This is a genomic window from Pseudomonas sp. I2 (assembly GCF_040984075.1).
In the GTDB taxonomy this organism is placed as follows: Bacteria; Pseudomonadota; Gammaproteobacteria; order Pseudomonadales; family Pseudomonadaceae; genus Aquipseudomonas; species Aquipseudomonas guariconensis_B.
Genome location: NZ_JBCGFQ010000080.1, coordinates 1 through 13,481 on the forward strand (window position 1 = coordinate 1; position 13,481 = coordinate 13,481).

A 13,481-nucleotide genomic window follows, 5' to 3' on the forward strand; every position below is an offset into this window, starting at 1 on the left:
CTGCCCGCCCCGCCCGCTGCGTGGCACTCGCCTTGGAAATACGCTGTGTGTCGAGCCTGGTCATGCCACTTCGTGGATCGAACCGGGGCACACGCTCAAGGCCTGCGTCGATCACCACGCGCACGCCGTCGATGGTGATGCTGGTTTCCGCGATGTTCGTGGCGAGCACCACTTTGCGTTTTCCAGCAGGGGCTGGGTCGATTGCCGCTCGCTGCTGGTCGAGATCAAGTTCACCATGCAGTGGGCAGAGCAGGATGTCTTGAGGGTCATCGAGGCTGTCTTGCAGGCCAGTGAGGACCCTACGGATCTCTGCCTGGCCGGGCAGAAAGACAAGCATGCTGCCGGTCTGCTCTTCAAGTGCATCGAGGCACGCGGCGATGACCCGGGGCTCGATGTAATCACCCGGCTGCTGTGGTTTGCTCCAGACCGTCGTGACCGGGTACATCCGGCCTTCGCTGGTCACGATGGGGGCATCGTCGAGCAGTCGGGAAAGCCGCTCCCCGTCCAGCGTTGCCGACATCAACAGGACCTTCAGCGGGACATCATCGCGAAAGAGTTCGCGCCCATTGAGCGTGAGCGCCAAGGCCAGGTCCGCGTCCAGGTTGCGAAGGTGGAATTCGTCGAAGATGACCAGGCCCACACCATCCAGCGAGGGGTCGTCTTGCAGCCTCCTTGCCAGGATCCCTTCGGTCACGACTTCGATGCGTGTCTTCGGGCCTACCTTGCTTTCAAGGCGGATACGGTAACCCACCGTCTCCCCTACCCGCTCGCCGAGTTCAGCCGCCATCCGCTCGGCTGCGGCGCGTGCAGCCAGACGCCGGGGTTCGAGCATGATGATGGTCTGCGCTTTGAGCCAAGGTTCGTCAAGGAGCGCCAGCGGAACGCGAGTGGTTTTACCGGCACCTGGCGGCGCCTGGAGCACGACCTCGTGACGTTCCCCGAGGGCTTTCAAAAGGGCCGGCAAGGCGGCATCGATGGGCAACGAACTCATGATTACTCCTGCAACAAGGCGTGCAGTATACAAAGGTTCATTGACCATTCGACGAGACCGTTCGCCAACAGAACGAATGTCTTCGAAACTTGTGGACATTCACTCGCGGCGGCATGAGTGCGGTTGGACAAGGCACTCATATGGGCACACCGATTCAACACATGATTGCCTACACGCGCTTTAAGTCATGTAGAAAATCTGTCACGGTTGAATTATAGTCCCCACGGAGCCTCGGAAGTTCCATGTCAAGCCTCATATTCATCAGGCACTGGAGAGCCGACCGCAGCATGAGTATCTGCTGCGGAAGAGAAAGGAACCGCACATGCACAAAAAGACCGTTCGCCTCACGATCTTGATCGATCTGCCAACCAAGAAAAAACTAGAGGATCTTTCTGCGACCGTCGACCTCACCGTATCGCAGATCCTCAGGAAACTCATAAAGAATCACCTGAACGAGCATGAGCAACCCAGCGGCTTTCCCCCCAAGGAAAGAGCCCAAGATGATTCGCTTCCGCTCAACTAGAACGGAAGTTCCATTTCAAGACTCAACAAGACTGCTCAACGTGCTTATTCATGTATAAGTGCATGCCGGTCTTTTATGTGACGAAGCTCACACTCACACTTTGCAACGCCAGACCTTGCTTGGACGCAGGAAGGCCTTAATGTTCAAAGGCGTGTTCGAATACCGAACGAGATAATGTTCACATAACAAACAACCTGTCTTCATCCGACATTGACAATGGATTTTCTTATGTCTTTGAAACAGCAACTAACAGCGTGTTACGATTTTTTAAAACGCCAGACAGCAGCGCTCATTGCCGATGCCCCGCCGGCCTGTACGCTGTTCTTCTCCCTCAGCGACAGTAGCCAGCGCGCCAAGGTGTTCCACGTCACCGCGGACAGTTTCGAGACCGCCTGGAGCCAAGCACTATCAAAGTTTCCGGCGCTGCAGGCCTCGCCCGGGCAGGGTCAGCCCTCCGGGCCGCTGTGGCTCCGGGTCGAGCGTGCAGTCAACCTCACCACGCTGACATGGGCGCAATTGCAGGAGCGCCTCAAGCGCCACAAGCGCAACTACTTCCGCTATGGTATCGCCTTCGACCAAGGACTGGAGATCGCCCTCACCGAACAGGAAATCAACGCCAACGCCATCCTGTACGGCGGCTCCAGCATTCCTTGTGCCAGCTTCAACCTGGGCAATTTTTCGGTCTACGTGAAAAAACGCTTTGCCGGTTCGCCAGCGCTGGCGGCAGCCCGATACGCACAAGCCCACCCCGAAGCCCCCGTCTACCTGTTCCAGACCCAAGGTGTTTTTTGTGCCGAAGACGGTATTGCCCATGCCCTCAACAGCAATGGGCCCGATGTCGGACGACGCAAGACGGGCATGCTGGACGCCGGCCAGGTGCGGGAAAGCATCGTGACGGCTGCAGGCTTTCTCTCGCGCCAGGTCAAGGACAGCGGACAGTTCGTCTACGGCTATTTCCCCTGCTTTGACCGTACGATCCAGAACTACAACACCCTACGTCACGCCAGCACGGCCTATTCCATGGTCGAAGCCTGGGCGCTGACCCAGGATGACACCCTCGGGGCATCGATAGGCCGCGCCCTCGATCACCTCACGCAGACGCTGATCAAACCCTACACCCTGCCCGATGGCAGCGCCGCCGCTTTCCTGGTGGACACCGGCGACGAAATCAAGCTGGGGGGCAATGCGGTCTGCCTGCTGGCCCTGGTGAAATACAGCGAAGTCACCGGCAACCGCGACTACCAGCCGTTGCTCGAAGCGCTGGCCAATGGCATTGCCTGGATGCAAGACCCGCAGACCGGCAGCTTCGACCACGTTCTGCATGCCAGGGACCTGAGTGTCAAAGAGCCCTTCCGGATCATCTACTACGACGGTGAAGCAGCATTCGGGCTGATGCGCCTCTACGGCCTGACAGGCGACAAGCGTTGGCTGCAGGTCGTCGAAAAGGCCTTCGATCATTTCATCGCCAAGGAACACTGGCGCGCGCACGACCACTGGTTGAGCTACTGCGTCAACGAGCTGACCCATTACCGGCCAGAGGAAAAATACTTCCGCTTCGGCCTGAACAACTTCGTCGATTACCTGGGCTTCGTGCAGCAGCGCATCACTACCTTCCCGACCCTGCTGGAACTGATGATGGCGGCACAGCAGATGCTACAACGCCTCGAGCAGTTGCCTGCACTGCGTCACCTGCTCGAGGAGGTCGACCTGCAAGCCTTCTACCGAGCCTTGCACCACCGCGCCGGGCATTTGCTGAACGGTTACTTTTGGCCGGAAATAGCGATGTTCTTTGGTAATCCGGCACGCATCGTCGGCTCGTTCTTCATTCGCCATCATGCCTTTCGCGTGCGTATCGACGATGTCGAACACTATCTCTCCGGGCTCATTGCCTATCACCGCTACCTGCTCGATGGCGCACCGCAGGTCCACTGCGCCCTGGCGCAGAAGCAGCATGGCACCGGCGGCTGGCACTGGGATGCGGCAAATGTCGTGCAAGCCACCGGCGGCACTTGGGTGGTAGCGCCTGCGGCGGATTGGCAAGCCAGCGGGCTGGCCCCGTCCATGTCGTACTTCAAACCGCAACGCATGTTGGTCAGGCATCCGGGCAAGGTGGGTGTCAATGAGGCCCGTTTGGCGCGCCTGTGGGCCAAGGCCGCCCCACACCAGCGTCCGTCGGCCTTTGTCTGCGTCGACCCCACGCCCTACCTCGACGCCGGCCTGCCGGTGCTGCAAGTCCCGGACACCGCCGATGCCATGCTGCACCTGGGGCGCTACGCCCGGCGGACCTTCAGCGGCCAGGTATTCGGGGTAACCGGCAGCGCCGGCAAAACCACCGTGGTGGCCATGCTCACCCATGCCCTGCAACAGCTCGACACGGTGGCGCAGACCGAAGGCAACGCCAACCTGCCCCACGGGATCGCCTGGAACCTGGCCTGCATGACCGACCCGGCACGCTTCTGGGTCCTGGAAATGGCTGTTGGCAGGATGCCCATCAACTCCGACCTGGTTCGCCCCCACATCGCCGTCGTCACCAGCCTGGCGCCGGCGCACCTGGAATACCACGGCACCCTGGCCAACCTCGCCCGCAAGAAAAGCGCCATCTTCAGGTCCATGGCGCCCGGTGGCCATGCGGTGCTCAACCGCGACATGCCGTACTACCAAGTGTTCGCTGACGCCGCCAAGCGAGCGCAATTGAGCGAGCTCAGCTACGGCGAGCATACCCACGCCGACCTACGGGTGATCGACTGCCACGCGACAGCGTCTCACCTGCTGGTCAATGCCAGCCTTCGAGGTACGCCATTGCGCTTCACGCTGCGTACCCGCGGCAGGCACATGGTGCTCAATGCCCTGGCGGTGCTGGCTTCGCTGATTGCCGCTGGCTTGCCCATCGAGCAGGCACAAGCTGCCCTGGAGACATTCGAGGCGGTCGACGGGCGCGGAAACACATTGACCATCCCCTGCGGGGACGGCGACTACCAGTTGATCAACGATGCCTACAACGCCAACCCGGGATCGATGGGGGCCTCGTTGAGAATGCTCGCGGAACTGCCTGGCCGGGCCAATCAGCGCGTTGCGGTCCTGGGGGACATGCTAGAGCTGGGGCCAGAGAGCCAACGCTATCACCTGGACCTGGCCGAACACCTGCTGGCGGCAGCGCCACGGCATACCCTGCTCTGTGGGCCGCTGATGCATGCGCTCTATGTGCAGGTACGCGACCGCTTGAGCATCGAGTGGTTCGAGGACGTCAACGCCCTGCTGGACAAACTGCCCGAGCATGCCGAACGCTGGTTCCACAAGGGCGATTGGGTGCTGGTGAAGAGCTCTGGCGGCACCGGCCTCTCGCAATTGGTCGACTCACTCACCCACGCCCAACAACGTGTCGCGGCGCTCTGACGGCACGCCTTGAAGCTTGAAACAAGGACTCGCAGGTACAGTGGGTCCTGGTTTCAAGGCTGGGCGCACTGGGCCGCAGTCTTCAGCCCGATATCGTCGCGCAGTTGATGAAACGCCGGGCCGAAAGCCGGCGCTTCGATCAATCGGGCCTCGAGTCCCGCATCGCGCAACGCCTGGTAGAACCTTTCCTGCAAGACAAAGGGGGAAACCTGGTCCTTGCGGTTACCTATCAAGATCAAGGGGCGACCAGGCACCCGGGCGATGCCATCGATGTGCTGCAAGGGATCATAAGGATGCAACAGGCCATTGGTGTCGCGCCCATCGCGGGCGGGCAGGCCTTTGCTGCGACGAATCATCTGCGCGCGCTCGAGCAGGGCGAACGCCCCTGAGGTCATGACCGCGCATTTGACATCCTTGCGCCCCAACGTCATCAGAGCGGCCACCACCGTCGCCCCGCCGCTGTGCCCGAGCAGCACGAAACGCCCGATGGTATGATGCTGGCGCAACTGGTCGAGTGCCGCATCCAATGCCTGGAACTCGCTGGCCTGGCGGCGCTGCCCATGATTGCCACTCGAGCCATAGGTGCCCGGCCGCGCGACAATCACCACCGGTACGCCGGCACGCCGGCTCAGGGCCGCCGCCTGCTGGTCCTTGGCCCGCAGGGTATTGCCGGCAATGGCCTGGGGCGCACGGTGCATTTCGATAGTGCGATCACCGTGAAACATCACGATCACCACCGGCGCTCCCTGGAGCGGCGAAGCACTGAAGTAACGGATACAGGCCTGGCCACTGGCGAACTCGACCCACAGGGCCGAGGCTGAATCGACGCAACGGACCTGGTCTGCCGGGGTGTTCCACAGCAGCGGCGAATCCTCCACGCCCCGGGCCAACAGAGGTGCACTGAACACCAGGACCAGGCATGACAGCCAGCGCACGACGCTCGATCCGAACATGCGATCACTCCCCCACAGACAGAACATCACTCATTGATTTGGCCGAGAGCTGGAAGCTGCATCTTCTCTGTGCGGCAACCCGCCCCGAAGGCTGGGAACCGCCTAGCGCTCGCGCAGGGCTTCACGCGCCCTATTCATGGGTTTGATCAGGTAATCGAGCACGGTCTTGCGACCGGTCTTGATATCCGCTGTCGCGATCATTCCCGGCACGATAGGAAACGCCTTGCCGGCCTTGTTGTGCAGCTCGTTGTCGTGGGTACGAATGAACACGCGGTAATAGAACACCTCGGGTTTGACTTCGTCCTGGATGGTATCGGGGGAAATCGTCACCACCTTGCCATCCATGCTGCCGTAGATGGCGTAGTCGTAGGCCGTGATCTTGACCTTGGCGTCCTGGTTGGGGTGGATGAACGCGATGTCGCGAGGTGAAATGCGCGCCTCGATCAGTAACTGATCGTCCATCGGCACGATCTGCATCAGACGGCCATTGGGAGGAATGACCCCGCCGATGGTAGTGACCTCGATGTCCTTGACGATCCCGCGCACCGGCGAGCGCAATGTCAGGCGCGAAACCGAGTCGGAACGCCCCTTGAGGATCGACGACAGGGTTTGCACATCGGAGTTGGCCTTGGCCAGCTCCTCGCCGGCGCGCACCAAGTACTCGGAGCGGGACTGGGTGAGTTTGAGCTCGAGCTCGGATTTTTGCCGTTTCAGGCGCAGCACCTCGACGTTGCTCGCGGCACCGACACGGGCCAGGTTCTCGGTGATCTCCAACTCGCTGCGCACCAGCGCCAGGGAGGTCCTGACTCCCGCTTGAGACTCTTCGAGCCCCTTGCGCCGGGTCTGGTACAGGTCGCTTTCGGCCGCCATCAGCGCTGGATAGGCCTTGAGTTCCTCGGGAAATGTCAGCGCGGTGCCATTCACCTCCGCCTGCAACCGGGCAACGCTGGCCAGGGCCGCGCGGTACTTGGCCGCACTCTCGCCGAAGGTGGACTCAGTCTTGGTCGGGTCGAGCTTGGCGAGGATCTCGCCCTGTTCGACGATATCCCCTTCGGCCACGTTGAGCTCGGCAATGATGCCCCCCTCCAGCGATTGGATGACCTGCTCGCGCGAACTCGGAATGACCTTGCCGGTGCCGGTCGACACTTCGTCTATTTCAAACAGGTAGGCCCATATCCCGAACGCCAGCAGCATCAATGCCAGGTACCAGACGATACGCATCGAACGCACCACCGTCGCGTCATCGAGGCTGTCGTCGCGGGACAGGTCGTCGCCCTGGGACGCATCGAGCAGAGGCACCTGGACCTGCCCCTGGCGCCACCTCGAAGCACTCATTTCATTGGCCATCAGCGCTATCCTTCTGTGCAGTCAATTGCATGGGCAGCCGGCTCACTGCACCGGGTTCCTGGGTTTGGAAAGCCGGGCAATGGCGTTGTCCTTCGTGTCATCGATCACCACCGAACCGTTGTCGACGACGATGATGCGATCCACCAGGCTAAGCACGCTCATCCGGTGCGTAGCGATGATCAGCGTGCGCTGCGCACCCCATTGCGCCAGGCTCTGGATCAGCTTGCGCTCGCTGACATCGTCCAGTGCCGCGGTAGGCTCGTCCAACAACACGATCTGCGGCTGGCGAATGATCAGCCGCGACAGCAACAGCGACTGCCGCTGGCCACCGGAGAGGCCGAGCCCACCTTCCAGAATCATGTGGTCCATGCCCAGCGGGAGCTTGCTGATGAACTCCAGCGCCCCGGTCAGCGCCAGGGCGTCGAGAACCTCCTGGTCGCTGGCGTGGGGCGTGCCCATCACCAGGTTTTCCCGCAAGGTGCCGTGGAACAGCCGGGAGTTCTGGGTCAGCAGGCCCACGTCGCGGCGCACATCGGCCGGGTCGATGTGACCCAAGCCGACGCCATCCAGCGTCAGCGACCCTGAGCTGAGATCGATCATGCCGGCCATCGCCTGCAGCAAGGTCGATTTGCCCGCGCCATTACGGCCAAGCACCGCGATGCGCTCGCCCGGAGCGATCTTCAAGTCCTTGACCGTCAAGGGCGGCACGGGTGCATCCTCGCTGTACTTGAACACCGCCTGCTTGAACTCATAGTCGCCACGGACCACAGGCAGGTGCACACGCTTGCTGCCATCGGCCTGGTCGACCGGCATCTGCATGATCCGATGCAAACCCTGCAGGGCCACCTTGGCCTGTTGCCAACGCGTCAGCACGACGGTGATCTGCGACATCGGCGCCACCATGCGCGAAGCCAGGATCGATGCAGCGACCAGGCTACCGGTGGTCATGTCGCCCGCCATCACCATTGGCGCACCGAACACCACCACCACCGCGAATACGCCGCCCTGCACGCTGTGCGTCCAGGTCACCAGCCCGTTGGTGAGCGTGCGCAAGCGCAAGCCAGCCTCGGCAGCGGTCGCGTTGTAGTGGTTCCATTGTTGCTGGAAACGCTGCTCGGCCTGGAGCATCTTGATGTCTTCCAGGCCTTGCACAGTCTCCACCAGCATGGCGCTACGCAGCGAACTTTCACGCATCGACTGGTTGGCCAGCCTGGCCAGGCTGCGCTGCGACAACACCCCCGGGATCAACAGCAACAACACAGAACCAAGCGGCACGGCCACCAGCGGCCCGGCAATGAACCAGTAGATCACCAGGAACATCAGGAAGAATGGCAGGTCGGCCAAGGCGCTGGCGGTGCTCGAGGTAATCAGCTCGCGAAGCTGTTCAAGCTCGCGCAACTGCGAGATGAACGAACCGGTGGATTTCGGCCTGGCGCTATTACGCAGGCGAATGGCATGACCGAAGACCAGGTCCGACACCCGCATGTCTGCGCGTTTGCCCAGCAGGTCGGTGATCCGCACGCGTGTGATGCGCAAGATGAAGTCGAAAGACAACGCCAGCATCACCCCACCGAACAGCACGTAAAGGGTCGGCATCGACTCGGCTGGCACCACACGGTCATACACCTGCATCGAGAACAGCACCCCGGCCAACCCCAGGACGTTCGCCGCCAGCGACGCCAACATGACATGGCCATACGGGCGCAAGTCGCGCAGGATGATGTTCCTGAACCAGCTTTTCTCGTAAGGCTTGATGTAATCGTCGACCCGGGAATCCCTGACCGCTTGCGCCGGTCGCAGAATCAGGACCTTGCGCACGGCATTGACCAGGTCCGTACGGTTGATGTGGCTTTGCAGGCCCTGGTCACCGCTGTAGACGATCCCCAGTTCGTCGTCGCTGATCGTCTGCAGCACGCCGATCTGGCCATCGTCGAACTGCAGCACCAGGGGCAGGCGCCGCTGCGCCAGCAGCGCGGGGGTGAAGGCGACGATCTTCAGACTCAGCCCAGCCTGGCGCGCCATCTGGCGCAGCACCTGGTCGACACTCGCCCCTTGGCTCCACTGGCTGGCGATGCGTACATTCTGCGCCGAGCAATCCAAGCGATTGTGCCGCGCGACAGCCAATATCGCCTCCAGCCAGCCTTCGTAGTCGAGCGCGTTAGCCACCTCCAAGGTCTGCGGGTCAGTGGTGCTCGGGGTCGCAACGTTCACTGCATCGTTCATGGTCGAATCTCCACACCTTGGATCGTACTGCTGTCCAGATTGAACGCCGTGCGCAGGGCGCTGCTGTTATAGAGGCACTCGATTTCCAGGCGATGCAGGTCGGCGCGGGTGTTGGCCCGATCCATGGCAGCCTGGTGGATTTCCTGCTCGGCGTTCAGCAGGTCGAGCAGCGGCCGCGTGCCCAGCTCGAGGTATTGCTGGCGATACAAGTCGCGGGTTTCGGAAATGCTGCGCTCACGAAAATCCAGGGTCGACAGCCGCTGCTCGAGGCTGGAGGTCTGGTCGCGAGCCTCGAGCAAGCCCTGGCGCACGGCCAGGCGCGCGGCATCGTTGGCCGCCTCGGCAGCCCGCAGCGCCTGAGCGGCCGCCGATTTGCGGGCCGTGATGGCGCCGCCTTGGTACAGCGGCACCTCCACGTTGATGAAGATCCCGTAGCGCGTGCGATCACGCCCGCCGACAGTGCCATTCTCATCGTTGCTGTCCAGGTACTGGGTCAGCGAAGGATCCAACGAAACCGTCGGCAACCCCTCGGCCCGCGCCAGGGCAATTTGCGCCTGGGCATCGGCCTGCTGAGCCTGGGCGATCAACAATGATGGTGTCAGCACCTGGTCAGCATCGATGCCTTGGCAGGACTGGCGCAGAGCGGCAGGCATCGCGGTGCTGACACTGACTGGGGCCTGCGTACCGAGCAGGTTGCCCAGGGCCGTGCGCCAGCGCTTGTAGAGCGCGGTGTATTGAAGTTGCGTCGCAATGGCTGCCTCGACCCGCGAGCGAGCCTGGATCATGTCGGAGCGGGTGCTGGCGCCCATATCGCTGCGCTGCTGGGCCAACTCGGCGATGGCCGTAAGCCCCTTGACCTGCGCGCGAGAAATGTCGAGCAACGCCTGGTAGCGCTGCAGTTCGATCATGGCAAAGGCGGTATCGCGCGCCACCTGGTCAATGGCCAGCAGGACCGCAGCCTGCTGGCCATTGACCCGGGCCACTGCGCTGTCCACCGCACTGTCCACCTTGCCGAAGTCATACAGCATCTGCGAGACCGACAGGGTGAAGGTCTGGCTTTGACCATTACCGGTCAGGCCGCTGTCATAACCGCTGTTGAAACCGCCACGAATCTGCGGGTAATAACCCGCCCGGGCGATGGTGACATTGTCATGTTGCTGGTAAAGCTGACCGATCGATTCTGCAATGGCAGGATGCCAGGCAACGGCCAATTGGATGGCACGCGACAGGTCGAGGTTGTCGGGCACCACATTCCTGGGGGCGGCCACCTGGCCGGCACCGAATGAGTCACCCGGTAAATGCTTGCCCACATCGCTTGGGCTGATGGAATTGATATGTTCGGGTTCGTAGTCACGTGTCAGTGCCACGGCCCTCTCGATATTCAATGGTTGTACGGCGAAGACCAACAACGCCACAAACAGGAACTCGAACCGATCCTTGGGTTTCAAGTAATGCTCCATTATCAGCTTGGGCTGAAAAAGATTGGCGCTTACTTGCCATGCAGCCCATTCGGTTTCAGGAACATGCACGGCATCACTCAACGTCAGGGTGTAACGCCCGGGCGGTGAGCAATACGCCGCCCTGGCGTTACGGTTGATGGCTAACGGAATGAGCAGAGAACGCCAGGCCTTACGGCCTGACGCTCTGCGCCTGCAACATGGTCAAACCACGTTGATACCGCTCTGTACCCAGAGTTGATGGGTTTCATCTTCCTGGCTGACGTACACCACGTACTCCTGTCCATTCTCCAGTTGAGTGGAAACCATCGACCAGTCACCGGTCAGATGGACGCTGTCTTGCTCGTCGCCCTGGATAAACAATCTATCCGTCTCGGGCGCCGTCACTGCCACCAGGTCTTCCAGACTCACGGTCAGCTCGACCGCGCTGAAGTCGTTCAGGTCGATGCTCTCGATGTCGCTGACATTACCGACCAGCAAGCTCAAGTTGATCGTCGCATCGTCACCCTCCCACAACAGCGTGTCAGGGCCAGCCGCGCCACCCACCGGTACGAACCCGGTGTCATGGGCTGCCGTCTGATCAGCACCTTCGGCACTTGCGGTACCTTCGTTGCCGCCCTCGATCGTGGCGTGTGACGCGTCGTCCAGCGGCGAGGCTGCTGCGAAGCCTGGGGCTTCGGTGGCAGGATCGCCTGGATTGTCATCGTCCCAGACAAAATCAAGATCCGGCGAGTCGAGGCGTACGTACAAGGTTGCGGTGTCCTCCTGGCCACCCGGTGCGGTGATCTTGTAGCTGAAGCTGTCCACGTTGCCGAGGTCAGCCAGTGCCAGGCCTGGGGTCGGCGTGTAGACGTAATCACCGTTCGCGTGCAGCGTCAGCGTGCCGTATTGACCCTGCACCACGGCTCCGGTTTGACCCGGTATGACGTAGACCCCATCGACCAACACACTCAGCACTGCCAGCGTCGAGCCGAGGCTGTCTGCCGGCGAGTGAGCACTCTGCGCCAGGACGTTGCCCGTTGCAGCGATGGCCTCGCCCGTGACGAACTCATTCGCATAGGTGGTGGTCAGCGTCTGGCTGACGGTAATCGTACCCGCCAACGATACGGCCCCCGTTGCCCCGGTCACCCGGTACGTACCGGCCTCCAGCCCGGTGAAGGTGAAGTTGGAGCTGGTCGTGGTCTGGCCCGTGGACACCCAGCTGGTTCCGTTGAACACCTCCAACGTGAGTGTGGTTGTCGGGAACAACCCAACGCCGGAGAACTGGACACTGACGGTAAGGTCGGCCGTAGTATCGGCCTCCACTACGATCTCCGCGCCAGTACCTCTCCCGGTACCGATGAGCAGCGGCGTCGAGTACTGCAATGCCGTCAGGCTTTCAGTCTCTACCAGGTTGTCGCGGTCGATCATTGCCGTTCCGATGTCATCGGTGGCAACCACCTCCACAACACCCTCCGCCGACGGATCGTCAGGGCTCCAGGTCACCGTCGAGTCGCTGCCGTCGATGCGCACGTAGAGGGTGGCCGAAGCCGTGCCGCCTGCCGCTGTCTCCAGCCGATACTCGAAGGTATCGACCTTGCCGATGTTCGCCACATCGCCATTTGGCGTGTAGCTGTAGTCGCCATTGGCAAAGATCGTCAGGTCACCGTACAGCCCGTGCACAACGGTACCGACCGCAGGATCGTCACCGATCTCCACATCGTTGACGGCCGTGACCGTGGCATCCCCTGCCGCACCTGGGGAGTCCGGCACGCCTGCAAAGCCATCGTCGGTGATGACATTGCCGCTGACCTCACCGCCTGTTGCAGTGAAATCGACCAGGCTGGCGTTATCGACGCTCAGTTGTGCTGTGGCGCTTGCGCCAACTGCCACCAGGGCGGGGTCCATGGAGAGCGTGAAGCGATACTCACCTGCTGCCAGGCCTTCGATTTTCGCGCTGGTGTTACCCGAACCGAACAACCCAAGCAGATCGAGCAAGCCACCGCCTACGCTTCCCTGGTCTACCGGAATCCAGCCGCCAGCTCCGTCGCTGACCTCGAGTACCGCAGTGAACCCGCTACCCAGCACGGAGGCAAGATCACCGGAGCCGAAGGACAGGTTCAAGGTGCCGGTACTTTCATCCGCTACGGTGAACTCCTGCGACAACTCAGGCACACCGAGCTGAATGCCACCTACTCCCAGCAGCGTGAACACGTTCATGCTGTCGAGCCCGGTGTTGGTCGTAACCGGGGTTACGGTCAGTTCGGCAGTTGCGACGTCGTCGAAGGCTTCCAGATCGGCATCCGCGTCAGCATCAGCATCCGCGTCGGCATCAGCATCAGCATCGGCGTCAGCGTCGGCATCGGCATCGGCATCGGCATCGGCATCGGCGTCAGCATCCGCGTCAGCGTCAGCGTCAGCATCCGCGTCGGCATCCGCGTCAGCATCAGCATCAGCATCAGCGTCGGCATCGGCATCGGCGTCGGCATCGGCATCGGCGTCGGCGGAGGGTGTTGTGGAGGTGGTTGCCACCGATGACATCGGAACGGCAATGATCGACCGCGACAACCTGGTAGAGACTGAAAGCCTGACGGCATTGCAGTACTCGACGCCGC

At 61.7% G+C, this 13,481-nt stretch carries 8 protein-coding genes; 2 read left to right on the plus strand and 6 right to left on the minus strand.

What is annotated here, in order from left to right:
* Window positions 1-991: helicase-related protein (locus WCE05_RS24790; RefSeq protein WP_368816757.1), on the minus strand; the 991-nt coding region annotated here is incomplete at its 3' end.
* A gap of 322 nt (window positions 992-1,313) precedes the next feature.
* On the opposite strand from WCE05_RS24790, the gene WCE05_RS24795 reads away from it, so the two are divergent.
* The gene (locus WCE05_RS24795; RefSeq protein ID WP_225790712.1) at window positions 1,314-1,514 is read left to right on the plus strand and encodes a hypothetical protein; all 201 of its coding nucleotides are present in this window, start codon (window positions 1,314-1,316) and stop codon (window positions 1,512-1,514) included.
* Between the two features lie 228 nt (window positions 1,515-1,742).
* On the plus strand, window positions 1,743-4,907 hold the full coding sequence (locus WCE05_RS24800) for a Mur ligase family protein (RefSeq protein WP_253081527.1): 3,165 nt from the start codon (window positions 1,743-1,745) through the stop codon (window positions 4,905-4,907).
* A 53-nt stretch (window positions 4,908-4,960) separates the two neighbouring features.
* Here WCE05_RS24800 and WCE05_RS24805 read toward each other — a convergent pair whose 3' ends face one another.
* The 5 genes from WCE05_RS24805 to WCE05_RS24825 form a co-directional block, all read right to left on the minus strand.
* Window positions 4,961-5,860 (minus strand): alpha/beta hydrolase family protein, encoded by a 900-nt coding sequence (locus WCE05_RS24805; protein WP_368816758.1) that lies wholly within the window; start codon window positions 5,858-5,860, stop codon window positions 4,961-4,963.
* Window positions 5,861-5,962: 102 nt separating this feature from the next.
* Entirely contained in the window at window positions 5,963-7,207 is a 1,245-nt protein-coding gene (locus WCE05_RS24810; protein WP_225790709.1) for an HlyD family type I secretion periplasmic adaptor subunit, read from the minus strand.
* A 42-nt stretch (window positions 7,208-7,249) separates the two neighbouring features.
* A complete protein-coding gene (locus WCE05_RS24815) occupies window positions 7,250-9,430 on the minus strand; it encodes a type I secretion system permease/ATPase (RefSeq protein WP_368816759.1) in 2,181 nt (726 codons plus the stop codon).
* Window positions 9,427-10,890 (minus strand): TolC family outer membrane protein, encoded by a 1,464-nt coding sequence (locus WCE05_RS24820; protein WP_253081532.1) that lies wholly within the window; start codon window positions 10,888-10,890, stop codon window positions 9,427-9,429. The genes WCE05_RS24815 and WCE05_RS24820 overlap by 4 nt, the downstream gene beginning before the upstream one ends.
* Window positions 10,891-11,091: 201 nt before the next feature.
* On the minus strand, window positions 11,092-13,398 hold the full coding sequence (locus tag WCE05_RS24825) for a BapA/Bap/LapF family large adhesin (protein ID WP_368816760.1): 2,307 nt from the start codon (window positions 13,396-13,398) through the stop codon (window positions 11,092-11,094).
* Between the last annotated feature and the right edge of the window lie 83 nt (window positions 13,399-13,481).

What these genes read in the sequence shown, in the direction of transcription:
- WCE05_RS24795 (WP_225790712.1), top strand. Translation starts at nt 1,314, where the DNA reads ATGCACAAAAAGACCGTTCGCCTCACGATCTTGATCGATCTGCCAACC.
- WCE05_RS24800 (WP_253081527.1), top strand. Translation starts at nt 1,743, where the DNA reads ATGTCTTTGAAACAGCAACTAACAGCGTGTTACGATTTTTTAAAACGC.
- WCE05_RS24805 (WP_368816758.1), bottom strand. Translation starts at nt 5,860, where the DNA reads ATGTTCGGATCGAGCGTCGTGCGCTGGCTGTCATGCCTGGTCCTGGTG.
- WCE05_RS24810 (WP_225790709.1), bottom strand. Translation starts at nt 7,207, where the DNA reads ATGGCCAATGAAATGAGTGCTTCGAGGTGGCGCCAGGGGCAGGTCCAG.
- WCE05_RS24815 (WP_368816759.1), bottom strand. Translation starts at nt 9,430, where the DNA reads ATGAACGATGCAGTGAACGTTGCGACCCCGAGCACCACTGACCCGCAG.
- WCE05_RS24820 (WP_253081532.1), bottom strand. Translation starts at nt 10,890, where the DNA reads ATGGAGCATTACTTGAAACCCAAGGATCGGTTCGAGTTCCTGTTTGTG.